Raw genomic sequence first — 23,038 nt, 5'->3', positions numbered from 1 at the left:
CGCGGATAATGGGGGTACGGCGCTACTGCTCGAACGCAGTGCCACAACGGGGGAGTTGCCATGCAGAGTACGAATGGCGGAGCCGCTCTCGCCATAGCCGTGCCGGTCGTCGGACTGGTGGTGCGGCAGCAGTTGCGTACCCGCCGGGTACGACGTATCGGCTCGCTGCTGGCCCCGGCGGTCTTCGCTGTCCTGGGCGCCTCGGGGATCGCCTTCGGCGTCGCCTCGGTCGCCGAGCACCGTCCGCTGACCGCGCTGCCTGTCGTCCTCCTGGTGGTGAGCCTGGCCGTCGCGGCGGGCTTCGGCGCGGTCAGGGCGCGGACCGTACGAGTGTGGCGCGGTCCCCAGGGCGAGGTGCTGCGCAAGGGGACGGCGGCCACTACCGGGCTGTGGCTGACCTCGGCGGGTGTGCACTTCGGGCTGGGCCTGTGGATCGACCACGCGGCCGGGGCCGGGGTACTGGGCGCGGTGTCGCTGTACGCCTACCTGGCGATCGGCCTGGGGACGCAGAACCTCCTTGTGCGCGGCCGGGCCGCGGCACTGTGCCGGCCTGAGGCGGACGATCCAGGTCGCCGCGGTGACCGGAGGCCTCGTGGGGGCGTACTACCGGCTGGACGCGATCCCCGCCCACTGGACCCAGCCGGTCCATGTCCCCCTCCTGCGCGGATGGATACTTCTGCAGTGCTCGCCCTCTTCGACCGTCAGATGCGGCGGGACGCCCTCGCAGACGCGCCCGGAGGCCGGGTCGAGCGGGTCGGCGAGGTGGTGCGGCAGGTCGGCGTCGAGGGCGGCTGGAGCGCGGTCGTCTGGTCCGGCCTGGACCAGGCCACAGCGCGGCCGGCGATCGCCGAGCAGGTGCAGTACTTCACCGAGCTGGGCCGTGAGTTCGAGTGGAAGCTCTACTCGCACGACCAGCCGGCGGATCTGGGCGAGTTGCTGCTGGCGGCCGGGTTCGAGGCTGCGCCCGACGAGACCCTGATGGTCGCCCGGATCGCCGACCTGCGTGATGGCGGCGGACTGCCCGAGGGCGTACGGCTGCACCCGGTGACCACCCCGGCCGATGTGGAGCTCATGCTGTCCGCGCACGAGGGGGCGTTCGAGGCGACTGCGGACTGGCTGCGGCCGAACCTGCTCGACATGCTGGCCGAGAGCCCGGGGACGGTCAGCATGGTCGTCGCGATGGCCGGCGACATACCGGTCTGCGGGGCGCGGATGGAACTCCACCCGGGCACGGAGTTCGCCGGCCTCTGGGGCGGCGGCACCGTACCCGCCTGGCGCGGCCGGGGGATCTACCGGGCGCTGGTTGCGCACCGCGCCAAGATCGCCGCCGAGCGCGGCTACCGCTATCTGCAGGTGGACGCCTCCGAACAGAGCCGCCCGATCCTGCAGCGGCTCGGCTTCGCCGCTCTGAGCACCACGACCCCGTACACGTACAAGCCGTAGCCGCTACCCCTACTCCTGCTCCTGCTCCTGCTCAAGGCTTCTCGCCCGCGGGCCGGAGCACTTCGGCCGGGCAGGGGTGAGGAACCTCCTGGGCCTGGAGGGCGGCAACACCGTAGAACGCCCCGTCAACAAGCCCGACGGCGCTCGGGCGAGCGGGTCCGTGAAGCGGAAAGTCCGCTGCCCCGGTGGGGCACACCGGGGCAGCGGACTTTCTTGGCTGTACGTCGGCGGGACGCGTCCTCGCCCGGGGAGAGCGGTCAGCGGTTGAAGATGGGCATGATGGCCTTGCTGTCGTCGCACCACACCTCGTGGTACCCGTTCGCCTGGGCGATCGGGAGTTCCGCCGCTTCGCACGCCGCCTTCGAGGGGTACTTCTCGGCACCGATGGGGACCCAGCCGTCGCCGGGCGGCGGGGCGGCGGAGGCGGTGGTGGCGGTCAGGGGAATGGCGACCGCTGCGGCACCGACCGCGAGACCGACACCGATTCGAGTACGCCACGACTTCATGGTTGTCTCCTTGCCTATCTTTTCCTTGACGCTCTGAGCCGGTCGGGCTCAGAGAGGTTCCGGGTGTGTCCAGGGCGGCGCCGAGGTGGTCAGCCGATGGGGTTGACGAAGGTGCCCGGGTGGGTGGCGCCCCGCTGGTCGACGAGCGTGCCCCAGGGCCATTCCACGGTCAGCGAGGTGGTCTCGTTGGGCGGGGTGACGTCCGCATAGGCGGGCTGGTAGAAGCCCGTCTCTTCCTTGGTCATGGCCAGGTTGAGCGTGAAGTCGGTGCTGTCCCCGGGCTGCAGGGTGATCGAGCTGAACGCCTTCGACGAGCGGGCCAGCGACCAGCGCTCGCCGCCGTTCTCGGACTTGAGGTCCACGCCCGGGAAGCCGCCGATCTTGCAGGAGCTGCTGCCCTTGTTGGTCAGCACGATGCTGGCGGTCGTCCCGCCGCTCGCGTCCGGGTCCGGGACCGCATCGCCGCCCGTGGCGAACGCCGCCTTCAGGCCGGAGGTGTGGCAGCGCTGGACGCCCGCCCCGCCACCGCCCCCGGCCTGCGCGCTGCCCGACCCCTTGCCCGTACCTCCCACCTTGGCATCGGGCTTCGCATCGGCCTGTGCATCAGCCTTGGCACCGGAGCCCGCCTGGGCATCGGACTCCTGAGCGCCGGCGGAGGAGCCCGTGCCGTTGGACTCGACGGCGGCCGCACCCGAGTCCACGCGGCCCGCGGGCTTCGCGCCGGTGGCGTCCGCGCCGGAGCAGGCGGTCAGGGTGAGGCCGGCGGCCGCGGTCAGAACGGCGGCGGCAATGCGCAGAGTGCGGCGACGAGCGGTGCGGACAGTGGCGCTGGAGCTCATGACGGGGTCCCCCAGGACGGTCGGTGTCGTTGTTTCCTCGGTACGTCACCGACTCTGGTCTGGGCCACTAGCGCAAGGCTGCCGCTCCGCTAACGTGCGGCTAACACAGAGGTGAGAAGCGGACGGACGCCAAGGAAAGGCCGCCGGATACTCCCTCGGGACGACGCCGAGAGGGCTGCTTCGCCCGTGCGGCGGAGGCGGTAGCGACCTTCGAAGGACGTCTGAAGGCAGGGCAGTTGACGACGATCGATGTGTCATTCACTCCACTCCAGCCCAGCCCAGCCCAGCCCAGCTCAGATCGGAGCCACACCCGTGCTGAAGCAGCTCTTGCGCGCCACCACTGTCCTCGCCCTCGTCGCGACAGTCGCCGCCCCCGCCGCAGTCGCCGCGCCCCTGACTGCACCCCCGACTGCGCCCCCATCCGCACCGTCGACCGCACTGGCGCCCGAAGCCGCAGCCGCATCCAGCACCCCGGCCGCCACCCTCGTTTCCTCCCTCAAGGGGAAGGCCCGACTGGGCTACCCCGTGGCTGAGGAAAAGGTGCAGGTCACCGTCGACGCCCACGCCACCTATGAGGCGGGCGGAATTCCCACCCGCTCCTGGGGAACCTTCCGCATTTCCCATGTCATCGGCGGTCGTGACTACTGGGGCGACTTCGAGGTCGACTGCCTCACCACCGGTGGACCCACCGCCACCGTGACCGGCCGACTCGTCCGTACCAGCCCCGGCCATCCGTGGCAGACGCACTTGGACCCGCATACCCGCATGGGCGTGAGCTTCTACATCCCCAAGAGCGGGAAGGCCCGCGCCGGCCTGTCCGGGGCAACGCCCAAAGGCGCACCCCTGCTGACCAAGTGCATGGCGCCCGCCGCCGATATGACGGTCGTCGAGGGCGGTTACGCCCTGCGGGACAGGCTGGGATAGGCGGCAGGCGTCGGCATCTGCCGCAGGCCGGGGCGGCCACCGTCCCGGCCCGCCCGAGGCAGTCCGTCGAACAGGTCCCTCTGGAAGGGGGGCACGCCCCGTTGGCCGCTCGGTCAGCGTTCGAGGTTGCCGCTCGGTCAGCGATCCAGGGAGAACGCGTTCTTGGCTCGTTCCGAGGACTCCTCGGACGCCATACCGCCGGGGTTCTCCGTGGCGAGAGCCTGGTTGAGTGCGACGAAGGGGCGCAGGCGTTCCTCGTACCGTGGAAGCGCGGTGCGGTGGTCGCCGTCCGCCCTGCCGAGTTCGTCGGCCAGCACATAGGCACCTACCAGGGCCAGGCTGGTGCCCTGTCCGGACAAGGGCGACGGGCAGTAGCCCGCGTCACCGATCAGCACTGTCCTGCGGTCCGACCAGCGGTCCATGCGGATCTGGGCCATCGCGTCGAAGTAGAAGTCGGCCGCGCCCCACATGGCCTTCAGGAGCCTCGGGGTGTCGCCTCCCAGATGCGACATCCGCTCGGCGAGGAGTGACTTCTGCCGCTCGGTGTCACGGTAGTCATAGTCAAGAGGCTCCGACATGAAGCCGAGCATGGCCCTGATCTCGGTGTTGTCGCGTACCGGGTACACGCAATAGCTTGCGGTGTCGTCCTGGAGCCACACCTGCCAGTTGTCGAGCTGCAAGAAGTTGTCCGTGCTGAAGACGGCCAGATGCGGGCCGAGATGACGGATGAACTGACGCTTCTCGCCGAAAACCAGTTGCCGTACCTTCGAGTGGAGGCCGTCCGCCCCGACCACGAGGTCGAAAGTCCGGCGCCGACCGCTCTCGAAACCGGCGTTGACGCCGTGCGGGCCCTGATCGAGGGTGACCAGGGAGTCGTTGAAGACGTATTCGACGCCATCCAGCGTCTGCCGGTACAGAAGTTGGGTGAGGTCGTCCCGCAACAGCTCGATGTCTCCACTGTCGAGCCGGCCGCTGCTGAACGTCATCTCGGTAGAGCGCCAGAGCTCCTTGCCGCCGCTGTCGTGCATCGACATCCCCCGCATCCGGGTGCGTGCCTGCTGCGCCTCGGCCAACAGGCCCATCCGTTCCAGGACGCCGAGTGCAACGCCGCGGACGTCGATCGCCTGGCCGCCGGGACGTATACCGGGAGCGCGTTCGACGACGGTCGGTGCGTAGCCACGACGCCGCAGCCAGTAGGCGGCGGTAAGTCCGGCGACACTCGCACCGGAGATGAGCACGGTCTTCACGGAGACCCCTTTCGTACGGTGTACGCGCTGGAATGTACGCCGTACGCGCAGGCCTGCCAAGTGCTCATCCGGGCGTCCTGTACTAGGTCAGAAAGGGATCCGGCGCGGTCTTCCCTGCTAGCCTCTGTACTAGTACAGGAAGAAAGAGGAGACAGGTGGCCGCAAAAAACATCCCGCCCTATCTGCGCGTCGCCGCCGAGATCCGGCGACGCATCACCGACGGTGAACTCGCTCCCGGCGACCGGATTCCCTCGACACGTCAGATCGCGAGGGAGTGGAATGTCGCACTTGCCACCGCCACCAAGGCGCTCACCACTCTGCGCCACGAGGGGCTGGTGCGGGCGAAACCGCGCGTAGGCACGGTGGTGGCGGCTCCGCACCGGCGCCCCGCCGCCCCTCGCCCCCGCACCGCCCCGGACCGGGAGCGTGAGCTGACCCGTGAGCGGATCGTGCACACCGCCATAGAGATCGCCGACGCCGAAGGGCTGGCCGCGGTATCCATGCGGAGTGTCGCGGCACGGCTGCACGCCGCCACGATGTCGCCGTACCGCCATGTGAACAGCAAGGACGACCTCGTGCTCCTCATGGCCGACACGGTTCTCGGCGAGCTGCGCTTCCCCACCGGAGCGCCCGCCCACTGGAGGGCCCGGCTGGAGTGGGGCGCCCGGTCGCTCTGGACGCTGCACCGCGCACATCCTTGGCTGGCGCAGATCGGCCCGCTGACCCGCCCGCTGATACTGCCCCATCTGATGGCCTACTCCGAATGGATGCTGAAGGCCATGGACGGTCACGGCCTCGACCCGACGACCATGCTCAACCTGAACGCCCTCCTCTACAGCCATGTGCAGGGCATCGCGGTCCAGCTGGAACGGGAAGCGCAAGCCGCGAGCGTCACGGGCCTGTCGGAAGACCAGTGGATGGACACCCAGGCCCCCGCCCTTGCGGCGATCACCGCGTCCGGCGACTACCCGACCTTCACCCGGGTCATCGAAGCCGTCGGAGAGGCCGGCTACGACCTGGACCTCGACGAACTGTTCGAGATCGGCCTCGGCTCCATGCTCGACGGCGTGGCCGCGCTCATCGAGGGACGGTCCCGCCGGGCGGAGCGCTCGGGCACACCTTGATCGTCTCGATGCCCGTCCGTCCGGAGCGGGCAGCTGTCCACTCTTGCCTCAGGCTGCGACATCTGCGCCGGTCAGGAAGGTGTCAGGCGTCGTAAGCGCCCTGATCCATCCATCCCCGGGGGCGGGGCGCACGGGGTGGGCCGACGCGAGGGGAAACCGCCGCCGACCGGTTCTAACCTGGGGGAATGGGCGGTGACTTGCTCACACTGTTTTTCTGCGGCGATGTCATGCTCGGCCGGGGCGTCGACCAGATCCTTGCGCACCCGGGGGACCCGGAGCTGCGGGAGGTCTACGTGCCGGACGCCCGGGCCTATGTGGAGCTGGCGGAGGCGGCGAACGGTCCCATCGACCGTCCGGTCGGCTTCTCCTGGCCGTGGGGGGAGGCCCTGAGGGTGCTCGATGAGGCCGCGCCCGCCGCCCGGGTGCTCAACCTGGAAACCAGCGTCACCCGGAGCGCCGACTTCGCCCGCGGCAAGGACATCCACTACCGGATGAGCCCCGCGAACGTTCCGTGCCTCACCGCCGCCAGTCCCGATGTCTGTGTATTGGCCAACAACCACGTCCTGGACTTCGGTCACCGAGGACTGGCGGACACTCTCGACGCTCTGGCGGGGGCAGGACTGCGGACGGCCGGGGCGGGACCGGACGCCGACGCGGCGGAACGGCCGGCGAGCGTCCCGCTGGAAGGCGGCCGCCGGCTCCTGGTCTTCTCCTTCGGGATGCCGTCCAGCGGCATCCCCCGGGCCTGGGCCGCGGCCCCGGACCGCGCCGGGGTCGCCTTCGTTGCCGGTCCCTCCGCCGCCGCCGCGACCGCGATCACCGACCGGGTACGACAGTGGAAGCGGCCGGGCGACATCGCCGTGGCTTCCGTCCACTGGGGCGCCAACTGGGGCTACCACGTGCCCCGGGACGAGGCCGCGTTCGCCCGTACCCTGATCGACGGCGGCGTGGATCTCGTCCACGGGCACTCCTCGCACCACCCCCGCGCCCTGGAGGCGTACCGGGGAAAGCTGGTGATCCACGGGTGCGGCGACTTCATCGATGACTACGAGGGCATTACCGGCTACGAGCAGTACCGGGACGACCTGCGGCTGCTCTACCTCGTCTCGGTCGACCCGGACACCGGCGGGCTCCACGAGGTGCGGATCACCCCGCTGCAGGCCCGGCGCATGCGGCTGCGGCACGCCTCACACCAGGACACCCGGTGGCTGCGTGTGATGCTGGACCGGATCGGTTCCGGCTTCCGCCCCTGCGTCGCCTCCGCCCCCGAGGGCACGCTCACGCTCCGTCCCGCTCAGGGGGGTGGGCGCGGCTCCGCCGGACGTCGTCGGTCATAGGGCCGGGACGGCCGGCGGAGCCGGACGGGCGCGGGGCACGAGGTGGCGTGCCGTGCCCAGGGGTGCAGGCGCCGCCCCGGGGACAGGTGCCGCTCAGAGACAGGTGCCGCTCAGAGACAGGTGCCGCCCGGGGGACTGGTGCCGCTCAGGGCAGCAGTGTGTCGAGGAAGGCGTTCGAGAACACCCGTGCCGGGTCGTAGGAGTTCAGGATGTCCCGGGCGGTGCGCCAGTCCTCGAACGCGGCCGGGACGGTGCCGCCCACCGCGGCGGGGTCCGTCCACGGCCCGCTGTCCGTATAGGCCCAGCCCTTGGACCACTCGGGACGTACGGACGCATACGAACCGGTGTAGTTCTGCCAGATCCACTGCTCCAGCTCGTGGAAGAAGGGACCGGCGCCGGGCGTGCCGGGATAGGTGGCGAAGTCGAGCCACACCACGGTGTCCCACTCGGGATGGTCCGCGCGCGCCCGCGCCGGGGACAGAAGGGGACCGTCCAGGGGGTCCGTACCGGTGATACGCAGCTCGATCGGACCGTTGACCGGGTAGGAGCCGCGGTTTTGATGAGCCGTCAGCACGCTCTGGTAGCGGGTGTAGAAGTCCCCCACCACCCGCTGCAGATTCGCCCGGGAGGTCAGTACCGCCCATCCCGCTTCGACGATCCGCAGCGTCGTCGGTTCGACGTACAGCAGGCTGTTCTTCGACCAGCCCCAGACGTCCCAGGTACCGGTGACGATCAGCCCCGATCCGACGATGGACATGGCGAGCTTGGTGAAGGCAGGCGTCTTGTCACCTCCGCCCGCGGCGATCTCCCCGAGCAGCCCCGACATCTCCTCGGTGACACGGTTGGCGAAGGTGTAGGCGTACGGGGTGTCGATCTGCTTGGCGAGCAGCGGCTTGCTCGGTGCCAGGCTCCACACCTTCAGCCAGGGCACATCGGTGAACGGGAACCAGATGGCCTCGATGCGCCCGGTGCGGTCCAGGTAGGAGCCGAGGGTGCGGCCGCCGGTGCCGGGCGGGCCGAAGACCGTGCCCACGTTCACATCGAACCAGTTCTGGCAGCGCAGCCGTGTGTTGGCGGCCGCGGTCATCGTCACCTCGGTGAGGAAGGCGCGGCCCAGGTGGACGAGGAAGGCGCGGATGTCGGGGTCGGAGCGGGTGAAGGTCTTGAGCACATAGCGGCCCTCGGCCGCGCTCCACACCACCGCGGTGAGGGAGGTGACCAGGGAGCTCAGTGTGCCGAAGCCGGAGCCCGCGGGCGGGCGTTCGGTGGCGGTGGGCAGCCCCGTGCCGTGGCCGCCGATGGCGAGCACCCCGCCGATGGTGAGGTCGCCGGGCGCGGTGGTGGTGGCGAGGCCGAGACCCGACTCCTCCAGGCGGGCGAGGATGGTGTCGAGCGTCGCCCCCGTCTGCGCGGTGACACTCCCCGGACCGCCGCCGCGCACACTGACCGCGGTGAGGTGGGTGGTGGTGTCGACGATGACCGTCCGGTTGGTGTCGGCCCCGGCGGGTACCACCAGCGGCGACCAGGTGTGGCCCTTGCCCCGGGCCCGTAGCCGGTAGCCCTGCTGATGCGCCCAGTTGGCGAGGGTGACCACATCGTCGGGGGTACGGGCCGAGGCCGTCCATACGCCCTCGACGACGATCTCCAGCGACCAGTTGCGGAAGGCCTGCTGGGAGAGTGGGATGCCCTCGGGAAAGTCGGGCGGAGGGGCGAGGGTGGTCGCGGCGCTGCCCATGGGGATGCGATGAGCGGGCTGCAGCCCGGTTGCCGCGGCGAGCCCCGCGGCGGCGGCCCCGGTCAGCAGCGTGCGGCGGGTGAAAGCTCTTCGAGCGCTGTCGTCGGACATGGCTGTCCCTCCGGCGCGCGGCGCGCCGGCCCCGCTGCACCGCGCACGGATCGTAGGGGTGAGACCGTACGAGCGCCCCGGTGCGGTGGGGATGTGCCGGAAGGGTAGGGTGACGGGCCATCAGTTGCAATGCCCGTCAGGAAATACCGTTCCCCGGCGGGGCCGAAGGGGATCGGGCCGCCGGGGATGTGGGGGGAGCGGGGCACAGACCTGCCAGGGGTACCAGCTCCGCCAGGGGCGCCAGCTCCACCAGCCGTATCAGCTCCGCCGGTCGTATCGGCTCTACCAGCGGTACCAGCGGCCACGCCGGCCACCGGCGCCGGCCGACCGCATCAGGAAACCGAGCAGCCAGAACGCCAGCACCACCACGGCGACGATCCACAGTGCCTTCAACGCGAATCCCGCGCCGAAGAGAAGCAACGCGAGCAGCAGAACCAGAAGCAGCGGAACCATTTCCCTGCACCTCCGTATAGGTAAGACGCGAGAGCGCTTATGGAGAAACCACGGGAACGAGAGGAAAGCCGGTGCGCTCTGCGGCCCTTTTCTGCCGTCTTGCCGCTCAACGCGTACGGAAACATGGCGTGATGCACGTAAGAGAAGGAAGAAGCCCGGGGATGTTGGTGGTGGTGTTGACGAAACTCTTGAGGTGATGTCAGGCGGTGTCGTGGGGAGGCAGGAGAGACCCCAGGGGTCCGAGGTCGAGATTGAGGTCGGCCATCGTGAGGCCATAGCGCTCACAGAGTTCCGTCATACGGTCCTGGAGAATCATGAGCGTCATCCCGACTCTTTCTTCCTGCTCCTCGGTCAGGTCGCCTTGGTCGACACGGTGAAGTGCGGTGCGCTCCATGAGCTGCCGCAAGAGCTCCACGATGGTCAGCACCAATTTGATGAGATCGCGTTCGACCGTCTCCGGGTCGGTCTTCAGCCTTTGGGCGAGGCCGCTGTCCTGCCCCCGGCGGCCTTCCCCGCGCCCGGCCGGCACCAGGTCGAACGCTCGTGCCGCTGCCTGCGCCACCTCCGCGAAGGCGGGCTTCGCCGGCGTGGCCGGTTCAACCGGTTCATCCGTCATGGTGTACCTGTCCTCGTCACGTGGGAATTTTTCCTCGGGGGAGATGGGGAAACCGAACTGATCGGCCGGGGAGGCGGGTTCATGGAGCCCTCGGCGCCGCGGATCTTCACCATGGTGCCGGGCTGTCGGGCGTGACCGAGCGAATCACCGCTCGCAGGTTGATATGGACCAGATCCACCTCCGCAATGGACAGCACCACATCTCCGGTAAGGACCGCACCGCCGTTCAGGAGACGGTCCAGGAGATCGATCAGAGCGATCTGTCGCCCGGCAAGAGATTCCTCCTCGGATGGGTCCGTCACATGCGAGGCAGCCGCGCGCGGGACGTCCGGGTACGGGAAATCCGAGTGTGAGGCATCCGTGAATGCGGCCTCATGAGGGTCGTTTCCCTTCACGGATGTGCGCCTTCCGCGGGTGGTGTCGCGAAGGAGTACGGGGCCCACGGACCGGTGATCTCGACGCGTACGCCGGGGACGCCGTCGTCCAGCCCCTTCAGGGCCCGATGGAATTCCGCGAAGCGGTCCGTGGGGACCAGATAGGCCTCGTTGGCGATGTTCTCGCCTGCGCCGGACGCCAGTTCACCTTGCTGTGGCCGGTGCGCGACCATGTCCCGAGCCAGGTCGGCCACCCGGACCCGCACGTCGGCGGCGACGGCTCCCGCAGCGCGGTAGGCATCACGATGTGTGCGCCGCTGGGCCCGCCGCTGCTGCAAGTAGGCCCGGCCGGGGCTGACCGCGGACACAGCGGGGGCCGGGCCGTCGGGCGGCGCGGGAGCTCCGGCCGCGGCCGCTGCGCGTGCGTCCGCGTACACCTTCACCCCCACCTCGGCATGGCCTTCGAGCCGGGAGAGCAGCGCATCGAACTCGGCAGCGCGCTCGTCCAGCATCGCCCGCACCCGGGAATCATCCAGATATACCGTGGCCAGGCGCATGGGCAGCACCATGGTGCCGGCCCAGGCGGCCTCGACGACGGCATGGTGCGTCCGCGCGATCGTCTCCAGCTGCCTCAGGTCCTCCAGCTGTGCCTTCATCCCCGCCGCGCTGAAGGCGTCGGCCGGGACGGAGGAGACGAGGGCGGTCAGGCGGCCGGCGGTGACCGTCCGCAGGGGGCCGTCCCGCAGACCGGTCAGCTGAGGAGCCGACGCTTCGAGGGCGGTTCCGGCGCGGCCGATGGCGTAGACGTACGAGCTCCGGGAGCGGTCGGACTGTTGGTGACCGGTGGGCAGATCAGCGAACCGATCCACGGGCTGATCCACGGACTGATCCACGGACTGATCAGCTGGCCGATCCACAGGCTGATCAGCGAGTTGATCAGCGGGCCGATCGCGGGGGAGCGGCGAGGTGGCGGTCTCCTTCGCTTCTTGCGTGCGGCTGTTCACTGCTCCTCCTCGCGGTATGCCTGCTGCGCGCCGGAGACCTGGCCCTGGGAGGCGCCGATGGCCGCGCGCAGTTCGGCGAGTTCGGCGCGCAGGTGCCGGTTCTCCTCGGCCAACGAGTCACCGGTGACGGCCGGCGGACGCCCCTCGGGGACCTGCTGCGGTGCGTGGGCACGGGACGACAGGGAGGGGTCGTGTTCCCACCAGTCGATGCCCATCTCCTTGGCCTTGTCGACGGAGGCGACGAGCAGCCGGAGCTTGATGGTCAGCAGCTCGATGTCGAGCAGGTTGATCTGGATGTCGCCCGCGATGACGACGCCCTTGTCGAGGACGCGCTCCAGGATGTCGGCCAGGTTGGCGGACGCCCCCTGCCGGCCGTACGGGGACGGACCGGAGGAAGGCCCCATACGGCCGGCCAGTGAATCGGACATGATCAGCCTCGTCTGTGCGGTCGCGGTCGCGGTCGTGGTCGCGGTCGAAGTCGGGAAGGGTCAGCGGGCTACGGCGGCACGGCGGCCCCGGCGTGGTGCCGGCGGCTCGTCCTCGTCGTACGGATTCCGTTCGTCCGCGGGGGCGTCGTCCTCGTCGAGGAGTTCTGCGTCGTCGTCGTGCTCGTCGAGCGGTTCCCCGGGGTCATCGTGTCCGTCGACGGGCTCTTCGAAGTCGTCTTCGAAGTCGACTTCGTAGCCGTCATCGTCGCCTTCGGCTTCGGCTTCGTCTTCGGCGTCCACTGCGAGATCGTCGTAGTCGTCCACGCCCTCGTCCTCGGCGTCGGCTTCCTCATCGGCCTCACCGGCATCATCGTCTCCGGGAAGCACCTCGTCGGAGTCGCGTCCGGCGTCCTCCCGGTCCTCCTCCTCCGCCGCGACGGCGTCCTCGTGCTCGACCACGACCTCGCCGTCCTGGATCTCACCGCGCCAGCCATCCGTGGCCTCGCCGCGCAGCATGATGAATGTGCGGTAGAGCTTGAGGTCCAGCCGGGCCCGGCGGCCCTGGGCGCGCCAGATATTGCCGGTCTTCTCGAACAGCCCCTTGGGGAAGTACTCGAGAACCAGCAGCACCCGCGTCAGGTTGCCGGTGAGGCGGTGGAAGGTCACCACTCCCTTGACCGTGCCCTTCGCGCCCTCGGTGGTCCAGCTGATCCGCTCGTCGGGCACCTGCTCGGTGACATGGGCCCGCCAACTGCGGGTGGACTTGGCAACCTTCACCTTCCAGTTGCTGCTGGTGTCATCGGATTTCTCGACACTGACGACGCCCTTGGCGAAGGTGCTGAACTCCTGGAACTGCGTCCACTGGTCATACGCCTCGCGTACGGGAACACCCACATCGATGTCCTCGACGATCGTCACGCTCTTGGACTTGCCGCCGCCGCCCTTGCGGCCCTTGCCGAACAGGCTCTTCACCTTGTCCTTGACGGTGTCCTTGAGGTGGGAGGCGCCCGCGGCCAGAACTGCCTGCCGCGACGACTTGCCCTCGCTGAGAGCCCTGCCGCCCTTCGCCAGGCTGCTCACCAGGCCACCGGCGCCCTGGCCGGGTTCGGCGAGCTTGCCGACGCTCTCGCCCAGCTTGTGGCCGAGGCTGGTGACCGCGTGTTCCGCCCGTGCCTGGAGGTAGTGCTGCAGCTCCTCCTTGAGCTGGTCGGCCGCCGGGCTCTTGGTCACCTCGTCCTTGATCTTGCTGAAGGTCGACTCAGCCATGGCTGCCCCCACGGCCGGCCGCCGTGCGCGCCGCGCCGGAAGCCTTGGCCTTGCTCGAGGCCTTGTTACGGGTGCCGGAGGCGGCCTTCCGCCCCGGTGCGGTAGAGGTGCGTCCACGAGAGGAGGCGGCTTTCCCGGAAGTCTTGGCCGCACTCGACGCCGAGCGCCGTGCCGTGGAGGACCGGTCGGCGGCGGTCGAATTCTCAGCCGATGCCGACTTCGTGGCCGACTGCCTCGCCGACTTCGTGGCCGGTTTGGTGGTCCTCTTGGTGGCTGACTCCTGTGCCTTGTCCCGTCCCTTGCCCGTGCCCTTGCCCTCGGGCTCCGGGTCCGGGTCCGCCTGGTCCGCCGCGCGCCCGGCGCCGTCCGTCCCGCCACCCTCGTTGAGGGCCAGGGTCCGCTCGTGCAGGGAGTCGGCGAGGCCGTTCATCCGCTGGTTGAGCGCGGCGCCGGCGGCCGACTTGGTGGCGTCCACCAGCTCCTTGCGCACCTGGTCGTTGAGGGGGCCGAGGACCGGTGAGTTGGCCACCAAGGCGCCCAGTTGCCGCGGGTCGAGATTCAGCTTCCGGCCGGCCAGGAACATGCCCAGGCCGATGGCCATCTTGGCTTTCTTCGTACGCCCCAGCAGGTAGCCCCCTACGAGGGCCACACCTATCTTGACGTTGCTCATCATCTCTCGTACACCTCGTTCTCCCCGTGATCAGGAGTCGGTACGTAGTCGTTGCCGGTTGGCCTCCAGCCACTCCAGCCGGTCCAAGAGCTCGTCCTCGCGGGAGTCGAACTCGGCGCTCGTGATGCTTCCGTCCAGCAACTGCTGTTCCAGCGCGGCCAGTTCCTCGCGCACCGGCTCCGGGTCGTAGTACTCGCGCTCCGCGGTGAGCAGCACCTGGTCCAGGACCCAGACCGTGCCCCGCACCGGAGCGACCGGCAGCGTCAGGATCTGCGTGATGAGGCCCATGACGGATCTCCGCCCGCCCGTCAGACGAAGCTGTACGGCGGCAGCGGGCCGTGCAGACTGAAGGTGTAGGCGTCTGTGCGCTGCCCGGCTTCCGTATGGACCGCCTCGGAGAACGCCGCCGCCTTCTCCTGTTCGACGAGGAACGACACATTGAGGAAATGGCGCTTCGTCGGTTCGGCGTTCGCACTGCGCACCGCGGCCGGAGCCAGCCGGGCCACGATGTCCGTACGGGCGCGGTCGTGGCGGGCCTCGACCTCCTGCGCAATCAGCTCGCCCAGGGCCACCTTGGCGTCGTAGGCGTCCGGATTCTGCCGGGTACGGTCGTTGAGCTGCTGTACCTCGGCGGACTCCCGCACGATCTCCCGCAGCAGGTCGTCCTCGTCGCGTGCGACCTTGAGGTGGTACTCGCGGCAGCCGTCGATCTCCTTGAGGCGCCGGGTGTAGGTGTCGCGGTGTTCCCGCAGGGCGGAGACCACCTGCGCGTCGTCGGGGCCGATCAGCCCGAAGCGCATGGGGAGGGCGGCACCGTCGGCAAGCAGCCGTTCCTGGACGCTCTGGTGGGCCGCCACATCGCGGCGCTTGGCCCGCAGCCCGTCCGGTGCGTCGCTGACCACCGCGCACAGGTCCTTGGTCTTGACGGTGCGCAGCCGTGCCGCGGGGTCACCGACACCGGTGACGTCGGACAGCTGCAAGGGGTGCTCCGCGCCGGTGATGGCGTAGAGGTAGGTCGCCATGGTCAGTCCTCCCGACGACGGGCCGTGCGACGGCTGGTGGAGCCGGAGGATTTACGCGCCGGGCGCTCTTGCGCCGCCTCCTCCTCGGAATCCTCCTGGCCCTTGTGCAGGGAGTCGGTGAATGCCTCAACGGCGCCGGTCAGTGCGCCCTTCGACTTTCCCTTGGCGCCGCTCTCGGTGGCCTCACCGACCAGATCGGTGAGCTGGCTCGGCGCCTTGCGGCCCGATTCCAGGTCCAGCCGGTTGCACGCCTCGGCAAAGCGCAGATAGGTGTCCACGCTTGCGACGACGACGCGTACGTCAATCTTGAGAATTTCGATGCCGACGAGGGAAACGCGCACAAAGGCGTCGATGACAAGTCCGCGGTCGAGAATCAGCTCAAGGACATCGTAGAGATTTCCCGAGCCGCCCCCGCTGCTGCTGGTCGATGCGTGTGATTGCTGAATGGCTGTCACGGTCGATCGTCCCTTCCAGTTGACTGGAGCGGGTCATGGGGCCGTCACGTCATGGCAGCGCCGGGCAGTGGCCGCATCATCGGTCGATCTGGCCGCGCCCATACCGGCGAGTGCGCTCGTATCCCAGGAGTTGGCCCTGTGCGTCGAGGTGAACGCGGTAGGAAGCCATGACGGACGCGGTGTCCGGAACCCTTTCGATCTCCACCACTTCCACATCCGCCGACCAGCCGTCGTCGGTGGCCTTGAGAGCCGACACCGAGTCGGGCTCGCATTGCAGCATCTGGGCAAGTTGCCCCGCAGCGTGGCGCATTGCTGTAGGGGCGGCGATCCGCTCGGGTCCGCCGTGGTGTGCTTCTTCCTTGCGGTCCGTTTCCTTGCGGTCCGGGTTTTCCTCGGTCGCCATGATCCCGCCTGTCGTGCGTCGTAGGGTTTCTGTCGAAGTACGGTGGACGTCTGTGGCGATGGAGGACCGGGTGCCCCCGGGAAACGCACCTATGCACAGCGGCCCGCAGAGGGCGGAATTCCGTCCCGGTGAAGGCGAGATCCGCCGGTCAACTCGTCGGTCACTCCACGGACGCGCCACGGCATGACGGAACACCGGCCCTTCTGCCGTGGCGCCACGGCAGAAGGGCCGGTGAAGTGGTCAGGTCCCGTCTGGTGAAGTGGTCAGGTCCCGTCCGGTGAAGTGGTCAGGTCCCGTCCGGTGGGCCGGTCCCCGGCGGTCCGGCCCGGTGGTCCCGCCCAGCCCGGACCGGCCCGGAGAGCGCTACGCCCCGGCGGCAGGTTTGCCGGCCACGGTCACCTGCGCGGGACGCAACAGGCGGTCGCCCACCCGGTAGCCCTGGCGGAGGACCGCGGTGCAGACCGGCTCTTCCAGCCGGTCGTCGGGGGTGTAGGTGACAGCCTCGTGGACCAGCGGGTCGAAGGGGGCGCCCGCGGTACCGAAGGGCTGGAGGCCCAGCGCCCCCAGTTCGGTGTGCAGAGCCTCGGCGACGCGCTGGAAACCACCGGTCACCTCGCCCTGCTCCCCGGCCTCGGCAAGGGCGTCGAGTACGGGCAGCAGCCGGCCGAGCACATTGGCCACGGCGATCTCACCGACCGCCAGGCGGTCGCGGTGGACCCGCTTGCGGTAGTTGTCGTACTCGGCCTTCAGCCGCTGCAGATCGGCCGTACGCTCCTGGAGCTCGGCGCGTAGCGCCGCGTCCTGCGACGCCGGCCGCGCGGCGGCCCCGTCCTGGCGGGACGGCCGGCCGGGGTCCCGGCCGGCCCCGGTCGGCTTCCCCGTGTCGCCCTGAGCGGGCCGCTCCTCGGCCTGGCCGGCGCGGGGCGGGACCGGTCCGGGGGGTTCCTCCTGTCGGTGCCCTACGAGAGCCAGCGGCGGCTGAGGGAGGTCAGGGAGGTGGGTCGGACGGTTCATCGTGCGCTTCCCTCCTGCTTGTCGTCATCGACGATCTCCGCGTCGACGACATCGTCCTGCTCGCCGGTGGCCGTGCCCGGTCCGCCCTCGCCGGAGCCGGCCGCACCCTCGGAACCCTGCGCGGATCCCTGGGCCTGAGCCTGCGACTGGGCCTCGGCATACATGGCCTGGCCCAGCTTCTGGGAGACGGTCGCGAGCTTTTCGGAGGCGGTACGCAGCTCCGCGGTGTGGTCACCGTCGGCGGACTCGGCGGCCTTCAGCTTCTCCTTGACCTCACCGATCGCGGTCTCGACCTCGCCCTTGACCTCACCGGGGATCTTCGCCTCGTTGTCCTGGACGAACTTCTCGGTCTGGTAGACGAGTTGCTCGGCCTGGTTGCGCGTCTCCGCGGTCTCCCGGCGGCGGCGGTCCTCCTCGGCGTGGTGCTCGGCGTCGCGGACCATCCGGTCGATGTCGTCCTTCGGCAGCGAGGAGCCGCCGGTGACGGTCATCTTCTGCTCCTTGCCGGTGCCCAGGTCCTTCGCCGTGACGTGCATGATGCCGTTGGCGTCGATGTCGAAGGAGACCTCGATCTGCGGGACCCCGCGGGGGGCCGGCGGCAGGCCCGTGAGCTGGAACATCCCGAGCTTCTTGTTGTACGCCGCGATCTCGCGCTCGCCCTGGTAGACCTGGATCTGCACGGACGGCTGGTTGTCCTCGGCCGTCGTGAAGATCTCGGAGCGCTTGGTCGGGATCGTGGTGTTGCGTTCGAGGAGCTTGGTCATGATGCCGCCCTTGGTCTCGATGCCCAGGGACAGCGGCGTGACGTCCAGCAGCAGGACGTCCTTGACCTCACCCTTGAGGACACCGGCCTGGAGGGCGGCGCCGATGGCGACGACCTCGTCCGGGTTGACGCCCTTGTGCGGGTCCTTGCCGGTCAGCTCCTTGACCAGCTCGGTCACCGCGGGCATCCGGGTCGAGCCGCCGACCAGGATCACATGGTTGATGTCGGAGACCTTGATCCCGGCGTCCTTCACCGCGTTGTGGAACGGGGTCTTGCACCGTTCCAGAAGATCGGCGGTGAGCTGCTCGAACTGCGAGCGGGTGAGTTTTTCGTCCAGGTGCAGGGGCCCGTCGGCCGACGCGCTCAGATACGGCAGATTGATCGTGGTCTCGGTCGCCGCGGACAGTTCGATCTTCGCCTTCTCGGCGGCCTCCCGCAGCCGCTGAGTGGCCATCTTGTCCTTGGACAGGTCGATGCCGTAGGCGTTCTTGAACTGCTTGGTGAGGTAGTCGACGATCCGCTGGTCCCAGTCGTCGCCCCCCAGGTGGGTGTCGCCGTTGGTGGCCTTCACCTCGACGACGCCGTCGCCGATGTCCAGCAGCGAGACGTCGAAGGTGCCGCCACCGAGGTCGAAGACCAGAATTGTCTGGTCGTTCTCCTTGTCGAGGCCGTAGGCCAGCGCCGCGGCGGTCGGCTCATTGACGATCCGCAGCACCTTCAGGCCCGCGATCTCGCCGGCCTCCTTGGTGGCGGTGCGCTGGGCGTCATTGAAGTACGCCGGAACGGTGACCACCGCATCCGTCACGTCCTCGCCCAGGTACTCCTCGGCATCGCGCTTGAGCTTCTGCAGCACCCGCGCGGAGATCTCCTGCGCGGTGTACCGCTTGCCGTCGATGTCGCCGCTCTCCGGGAAACGCCACTGCGCCTCGCCCATGTGGCGCTTGACCGACCGCGCGGTGCGGTCGACATTGGTCACGGCCTGCCGCTTGGCGACCTCGCCCACCAGCACATCGCCGCCCTTGGCGAAGCCGACCACCGACGGGGTGGTCCGGGCCCCCTCGGCGTTGGTGATCACGACGGGCTCACCGGCCTCCAGCACGCTGACCACCGAGTTCGTCGTACCAAGGTCAATACCCACTGCACGTGCCATGGTCTTCTCCTCGTCTTGCGGCCGACTCCCGGAGCCCGCGCCGCCCGGCACCGGGCCCCGGCGCCCGCAGGCCCCTGGCGGTCACCGGACCGGGACGCCCGGGTCGCCCCGCTGCTTCCTCGGCACGCCCTCTCACCTGCTGATATGGAGGCGATCCTGTACCGCGTCGTCCACCGCGTCGTCCGTATGAATCGTGCATAAAACGTGTCGCCGCATATGTCAAGATATTACTTTTCAAGGCATATATACGGTATGCGCGAATTGCTGCCGTGCTCCCGCTGGCTGCCGCAGTCGGGTGGCTCCGGTGGCGGATGCCGGCCGGGACATGCTTGACCGGCCGGGACCTGCCCGGCCGGAGGGAGGGGGGAGAGGGGCGTGACGGCCACCGGCGGTGATGTCGAGGCGGAACGCTCCGCCCGGTGCGCCCGGCGGTACATCTGCCGGGCACACCGGGCGGTCGGGTCACGCCGTCGGCGCGGGGCCGGAGGACCAGGTGCCCAGGGCCATCTCGGCGGTGATGCCGGGGCCGAAGCCGGCCAGCAGACCGCGCTGGCCGTCGAGGGCCGACGCTTCGTCGAACATGCGCGCCAGGGCGTCGAGCACCACCGCGCTGGCGATGTTGCCGTACTCGGTCAGCGTCGCGCGGCTGAAGCGGAACGCCTCCGGAGGAACCTCGAGGAAGCGGCAGAGGTCGTCCAGAATGCGCGGACCGCCCGCGTGGACGATGTAGAAGTCCAGGTCGCCCGCGTCCCATTGGTGCTGCTCCGCGACGGCGCGCAGGGCGGGGGCGAGCGGTTCCATGGTGCCGGGTACGCGCTTGTCCAGCTGGAAGTGGAAGCCGGTGGACCGGATCGCGTAGGAGATCCAGTCCTCGGTGTTCGGGATCAGGTACGAGCTGTTGCGCTCCAGCCGGACCCCGGTGCCACCGCTCCCGCGGACCACGGCGGAGGCGACCGCGTCACCGAAGAGGCCGTTCGACAGCAGCGATCCCACACCCAGGTCCGTGGGCTGGTAGCACAGCGAGCAGAACTCGCACGCGACGATGAGCACGTTGGCGTCGGGGTACGCCGTGCAGAAGTCATGGGCCCGGTTGACCGCCGCGCCCCCTGCCGCGCAGCCGAGTTGGGCTATCGGCATCTGCCGGGTCTCCGACCGGAAGCCCAGGGTGTTGATGAGCCAGGCGGTCAGGGCCGGCATCATGAAGCCGGTGCAGGAGACGTAGACGATGAGGTCGATCTCCTGCGGCTCCAGCTCCGCCTGGTCGAGTGCCTTGCGGACCACGGCGGGCACGCGGGCCTTGGACTCCTCTTCGTAGACCGCGCTACGGGCGTCGAGCCCCGGATGCTTGAGTACCTTGTCGATCGGCTGGATCAGATGCCGCTTGAGGACGCCGGTGTTCTCGATCAGCCGCAGGATCAGTCTCAGCTGCGAGTGGTCCTTGTGCAGCCGTTGCGCGAGTTCGAGGGTGTCGTCTTGGGTGATGACGTATTCAGGGACCGCGATTGCTGGTTTGCACAGAACCGCCATGAGATGCACTCCTTGCAGACTGTGGCCCCTTCAGGGATTCCCTGCGCTGCATTCGAGTCGTTTCCTTTTCGGTCGGTGGTATCCGTCGCGGTAACTCGCCCATGTGGAGCGGGCAAGGGAACCATGGGCGGATCCGGCGGTTCGAAAAGGGCGACCCCGGAAGGGAATCGAGCGGGCCAGCCGTCGAAGAATGAACTCTCCCCGTGCTGGTGGATTGATCTTTCCGAGTAGTAACCGTACGCCAGGCGGGTGGATTCTGCATTTTGCGGCCGTGGCCCACCGTTACCAAGTGACCGGCAGCTCCAGCGGATAGCGCCAGATCGAGGTGGTGTTCCAGCGGACTTCCTCGGCCGGCTGTGCCAGCCGGAGTTCCGGGAAGCGCTCCAGGAGGGTTTTGAGGGCGACTTCCAGCTCCGTGACCGCGAGCGGGGCACCCAGGCAGTGGTGTCCGCCCCAGCCGAACGTCATGTGGGCGGTCCGGCCCTCGCGTTCCAGGTCCAGTTCGTCGGGCCGGTCGAACTTCCGGCTGTCCCGGTTGGCCGTCAGATAGGAGACGTGCACGATGTCCCCGGCCCGGATCGTCACACCGCTCAGCTCCACGTCCTCGGTGGCGACGCGGGGGATGCCGACGCCCTTGCGGAAGGGGATGAACCGCAGCATTTCGTCGAGCGCCTGCGGCAGCATTTCGGGACGGGAGCGCAGCATCGCGAGCTCCCTGGGCCGGGTGAGCAGCGTGTAGGCGAGGTTGCCGATCTCGTAGGTGGTGGTGTCCTGGCCGGTGATGAGCAGGACCATGGCCATCACGGTGAGTTCCTGGTCACCCAGGATCTCGTCCCCGTCACGAGCGGTGGCCAGGGCGCTGATCAGGTCCTCTCCCGGGTGCTGACGCCGCTTCGCGGTCAGCGTCTCGAAGTAGGCCCGCATGTCGGCCTTGGCCCGGACGGCGCGCTCCCGGTTCTCGACGGTCACGTTCATCATGGTCCGGGCGTGTGCGCGCAGCTGTGCCTGGTCGCGCTCGGGGATGTCGAGGACCTCGCAGATCGTCGTCAGGGGCAGCGGGTTCGCCAGGCTCTCCATCAGGTCGGCGGGCGGGCCCTGCGCGGCCATCCGGTCCAGCAGCTCGTCCACGACATGCTGGGTGCGGGCCCGCATGCGCTCCACGTGACGCGGCGCGAACGCCTTGGAGACCAGGCTCCGCAAGCGGCTGCTGGCGGGCGGGTCCATCACGTTGATCGCCTCGTCCTGGACGATCGGCTCGGGCGTCATACGGGGAAAGTCCCGGCCGATGACGGCGCTCCGGCTGAAGCGCCGGTCGGTTGTGACCGTGCGTACGTCGTCGTACTTCGTGACGAGCCACGCCTCGCCCTCGCCGTGCGGCAGCCGGATGCGGGCGACCGGTTCTTCGGTCAGCAGGCGCTTGAGCGTCGGATCGAATTCCAGGCCCTCCGCATAGTCGAACGGGCAGTTCCAGACGTGAGGTCCGGGTTCCATGGTGAGCTCCCGACGTGAGAGGGGACGAGTGAATTCACCGCCTGCGGAGAAAGACCGGGCGCACGCATGCGGTCGTATCGGGCCGCCGGCCAGAAGGGCGCCGATTCATCCCGGTCAGCGAAAAGCGGAGATGCGGGGGGCGGCTTTTGCTTCCCGCGCAGGAAAGGGCCTGACGGATGCCTTTGCCCTGCCGTTCCACAGTGACTTACGGACAGTGCCGGGTGGTCGGTGTGGTGCGCCAATCGGGTGATCTCTCCGGCTCTTGCCCCGGTGGTGTCCGGTGTGTACCGGTGAGGGCGCCGGTCGGGGCCGGGCGGGCAGGTGAGGCGCACCCCTCGCCGACTTGACAAAAGCTGTTGCCGGGACAGCAAATAGAGTCATGGCGGACGATGACATTGCCGGTGTGCTCCACGCGGTCGGCCCGCGGCTACGAGCGCTGCGACGGGAGCGCGGAGCCACCCTGGCGCAGCTGAGCGAGGTCACCGGCATCTCACTGAGCACCCTTTCGCGTCTGGAGTCCGGGCAGCGCAAACCGACCCTCGAACTCCTGCTGCCGCTCGCCAAAGCGCACGGAGTGCAGCTGGACGAGCTGGTCGGGGCGCCGGCCACCGGCGACCCCCGGGTCCACCCGCGCCCTTTCACCCGCTACGGACAGACCTTTGTACCGCTGACCCGCCACCTCGGCGGTCTGCACGCCTTCAAACACATTCTCCCGGCCGGCAAAGCCACCGGCACCCGGCCTGAACTGCGCACCCACGAGGGCTACGAGTGGCTTTACGTCCTTTCCGGCCGGCTGTGGCTGGCTCTCGGGGACCACGACCTCGTGCTCACCTCCGGCGAGGCCGCCGAATTCGACACCCACACCCCGCACGGCTTCGCCAACGCCGGGCCGCATCCCGTGGAATTCCTCAGCCTCTTCGGGGCGCAGGGCGAGCGGATGCACGTCCGCGCCGCCCCGCACCCCGGCTCCGCCTGACCGGCCCGGCCCGGCGCCGGACCCGCGAACGGCAACGGCCCGATGAACCACCAGGAAAATCTTGGCATCGCTTCCGGGGAAAGCGTGTTCGGGCGCACCGTGCTGTCTAGCATGTGCAGCGTTGTCGTCGGCCCCGGCGGAACCGGAACGCTCCGGGCCGC

24 protein-coding genes are annotated in these 23,038 nt (G+C 69.2%); 5 read left to right on the top strand and 19 right to left on the bottom strand.

What is annotated here, in order from left to right:
- Positions 1 to 666 precede the first annotated feature (666 nt).
- Positions 667 to 1,443 carry a GNAT family N-acetyltransferase gene (locus D9V36_RS04435; protein WP_129298179.1) on the top strand — a complete coding sequence of 259 codons (777 nt, stop codon included), beginning with the start codon at positions 667 to 669 and terminating at the stop codon, positions 1,441 to 1,443.
- A 257-nt stretch (positions 1,444 to 1,700) separates the two neighbouring features.
- On the opposite strand, the gene D9V36_RS04430 is transcribed toward D9V36_RS04435, so the two are convergent.
- Both D9V36_RS04430 and D9V36_RS04425 read right to left on the bottom strand, forming a co-directional pair.
- Positions 1,701 to 1,949 (bottom strand): hypothetical protein, encoded by a 249-nt coding sequence (locus D9V36_RS04430; RefSeq protein WP_129292598.1) that lies wholly within the window; start codon positions 1,947 to 1,949, stop codon positions 1,701 to 1,703.
- A gap of 89 nt (positions 1,950 to 2,038) precedes the next feature.
- Entirely contained in the window at positions 2,039 to 2,788 is a 750-nt protein-coding gene (locus D9V36_RS04425; protein WP_129292597.1) for a DUF4232 domain-containing protein, read from the bottom strand.
- 312 nt (positions 2,789 to 3,100) lie between these two features.
- Between D9V36_RS04425 and D9V36_RS04420 the strand changes: the two genes are divergently transcribed.
- Positions 3,101 to 3,712 carry a hypothetical protein gene (locus D9V36_RS04420; RefSeq protein ID WP_129292596.1) on the top strand — a complete coding sequence of 204 codons (612 nt, stop codon included), beginning with the start codon at positions 3,101 to 3,103 and terminating at the stop codon, positions 3,710 to 3,712.
- Positions 3,713 to 3,849: 137 nt separating this feature from the next.
- Here D9V36_RS04420 and D9V36_RS04415 read toward each other — a convergent pair whose 3' ends face one another.
- Positions 3,850 to 4,959 (bottom strand): FAD-dependent monooxygenase, encoded by a 1,110-nt coding sequence (locus D9V36_RS04415; protein ID WP_129292595.1) that lies wholly within the window; start codon positions 4,957 to 4,959, stop codon positions 3,850 to 3,852.
- A 155-nt stretch (positions 4,960 to 5,114) separates the two neighbouring features.
- Here D9V36_RS04415 and D9V36_RS04410 point away from each other — a divergent pair, with 155 nt between their 5' ends.
- Both D9V36_RS04410 and D9V36_RS04405 read left to right on the top strand, forming a co-directional pair.
- The gene (locus D9V36_RS04410; RefSeq protein ID WP_129292594.1) at positions 5,115 to 6,083 is read left to right on the top strand and encodes a GntR family transcriptional regulator; all 969 of its coding nucleotides are present in this window, start codon (positions 5,115 to 5,117) and stop codon (positions 6,081 to 6,083) included.
- A gap of 185 nt (positions 6,084 to 6,268) precedes the next feature.
- Positions 6,269 to 7,420 carry a CapA family protein gene (locus D9V36_RS04405; RefSeq protein ID WP_129292593.1) on the top strand — a complete coding sequence of 384 codons (1,152 nt, stop codon included), beginning with the start codon at positions 6,269 to 6,271 and terminating at the stop codon, positions 7,418 to 7,420.
- Positions 7,421 to 7,565: 145 nt separating this feature from the next.
- On the opposite strand, the gene D9V36_RS04400 is transcribed toward D9V36_RS04405, so the two are convergent.
- From D9V36_RS04400 to D9V36_RS04325, 16 genes are all read right to left on the bottom strand, one after another.
- Positions 7,566 to 9,266: a cholesterol oxidase substrate-binding domain-containing protein gene (locus D9V36_RS04400; protein ID WP_129292592.1), complete on the bottom strand. Its 1,701-nt coding sequence runs from the start codon at positions 9,264 to 9,266 to the stop codon at positions 7,566 to 7,568.
- A gap of 282 nt (positions 9,267 to 9,548) precedes the next feature.
- A complete protein-coding gene (locus D9V36_RS04395; RefSeq protein ID WP_086717956.1) occupies positions 9,549 to 9,719 on the bottom strand; it encodes a hydrophobic protein in 171 nt (56 codons plus the stop codon).
- 199 nt (positions 9,720 to 9,918) lie between these two features.
- Positions 9,919 to 10,335: a gas vesicle protein K gene (locus D9V36_RS04390; protein ID WP_129292591.1), complete on the bottom strand. Its 417-nt coding sequence runs from the start codon at positions 10,333 to 10,335 to the stop codon at positions 9,919 to 9,921.
- 106 nt (positions 10,336 to 10,441) lie between these two features.
- Entirely contained in the window at positions 10,442 to 10,729 is a 288-nt protein-coding gene (locus D9V36_RS04385; protein WP_431357640.1) for a gas vesicle protein, read from the bottom strand.
- Positions 10,726 to 11,577 carry a GvpL/GvpF family gas vesicle protein gene (locus D9V36_RS04380; RefSeq protein WP_164992874.1) on the bottom strand — a complete coding sequence of 284 codons (852 nt, stop codon included), beginning with the start codon at positions 11,575 to 11,577 and terminating at the stop codon, positions 10,726 to 10,728. The genes D9V36_RS04385 and D9V36_RS04380 overlap by 4 nt, the downstream gene beginning before the upstream one ends.
- A 131-nt stretch (positions 11,578 to 11,708) precedes the next feature.
- Entirely contained in the window at positions 11,709 to 12,140 is a 432-nt protein-coding gene (gvpJ, locus tag D9V36_RS04375; RefSeq protein ID WP_129292590.1) for a gas vesicle protein, read from the bottom strand.
- A gap of 60 nt (positions 12,141 to 12,200) precedes the next feature.
- The gene (locus D9V36_RS04370) at positions 12,201 to 13,406 is read right to left on the bottom strand and encodes an SRPBCC family protein (RefSeq protein WP_129292589.1); all 1,206 of its coding nucleotides are present in this window, start codon (positions 13,404 to 13,406) and stop codon (positions 12,201 to 12,203) included.
- On the bottom strand, positions 13,399 to 14,079 hold the full coding sequence (locus D9V36_RS04365; protein WP_206739595.1) for a hypothetical protein: 681 nt from the start codon (positions 14,077 to 14,079) through the stop codon (positions 13,399 to 13,401). The genes D9V36_RS04370 and D9V36_RS04365 overlap by 8 nt, the downstream gene beginning before the upstream one ends.
- Before the next feature lie 27 nt (positions 14,080 to 14,106).
- The gene (locus tag D9V36_RS04360) at positions 14,107 to 14,364 is read right to left on the bottom strand and encodes a gas vesicle protein GvpG (RefSeq protein WP_129292588.1); all 258 of its coding nucleotides are present in this window, start codon (positions 14,362 to 14,364) and stop codon (positions 14,107 to 14,109) included.
- A gap of 20 nt (positions 14,365 to 14,384) precedes the next feature.
- Complete coding sequence (locus D9V36_RS04355; RefSeq protein WP_129292587.1) at positions 14,385 to 15,098, bottom strand: GvpL/GvpF family gas vesicle protein; 714 nt, start codon at positions 15,096 to 15,098, stop codon at positions 14,385 to 14,387.
- A 2-nt stretch (positions 15,099 to 15,100) separates the two neighbouring features.
- Positions 15,101 to 15,553, bottom strand: coding sequence for a gas vesicle structural protein GvpA (locus D9V36_RS04350; protein WP_129292586.1), 453 nt, complete (start codon positions 15,551 to 15,553; stop codon positions 15,101 to 15,103).
- Positions 15,554 to 15,629: 76 nt separating this feature from the next.
- Positions 15,630 to 15,956: a gas vesicle protein gene (locus D9V36_RS04345; protein ID WP_129292585.1), complete on the bottom strand. Its 327-nt coding sequence runs from the start codon at positions 15,954 to 15,956 to the stop codon at positions 15,630 to 15,632.
- A 363-nt stretch (positions 15,957 to 16,319) separates the two neighbouring features.
- Complete coding sequence (gene grpE / locus D9V36_RS04340) at positions 16,320 to 16,970, bottom strand: nucleotide exchange factor GrpE (protein WP_129292584.1); 651 nt, start codon at positions 16,968 to 16,970, stop codon at positions 16,320 to 16,322.
- Complete coding sequence (gene dnaK, locus D9V36_RS04335) at positions 16,967 to 18,883, bottom strand: molecular chaperone DnaK (protein WP_129292583.1); 1,917 nt, start codon at positions 18,881 to 18,883, stop codon at positions 16,967 to 16,969. Before dnaK ends, grpE begins: the two co-directional genes overlap by 4 nt.
- A 462-nt stretch (positions 18,884 to 19,345) precedes the next feature.
- The gene (locus tag D9V36_RS04330) at positions 19,346 to 20,410 is read right to left on the bottom strand and encodes a type III polyketide synthase (RefSeq protein ID WP_129292582.1); all 1,065 of its coding nucleotides are present in this window, start codon (positions 20,408 to 20,410) and stop codon (positions 19,346 to 19,348) included.
- 282 nt (positions 20,411 to 20,692) lie between these two features.
- Positions 20,693 to 21,901, bottom strand: a complete 1,209-nt coding sequence (locus D9V36_RS04325; RefSeq protein WP_129292581.1) for a cytochrome P450 — start codon at positions 21,899 to 21,901, stop codon at positions 20,693 to 20,695.
- A 379-nt stretch (positions 21,902 to 22,280) separates the two neighbouring features.
- On the opposite strand from D9V36_RS04325, the gene D9V36_RS04320 reads away from it, so the two are divergent.
- Positions 22,281 to 22,877, top strand: coding sequence for a helix-turn-helix domain-containing protein (locus tag D9V36_RS04320; RefSeq protein ID WP_129292580.1), 597 nt, complete (start codon positions 22,281 to 22,283; stop codon positions 22,875 to 22,877).
- Positions 22,878 to 23,038 lie beyond the last annotated feature (161 nt).

The sequence above is a fragment of the Streptomyces lydicus genome, assembly GCF_004125265.1.
GTDB classification, from domain to species: Bacteria; Actinomycetota; Actinomycetes; order Streptomycetales; family Streptomycetaceae; genus Streptomyces; species Streptomyces lydicus_C.
Note: the sequence above shows the minus strand (reverse complement) of the source record. Positions and strands in the feature narration are given on the sequence as shown.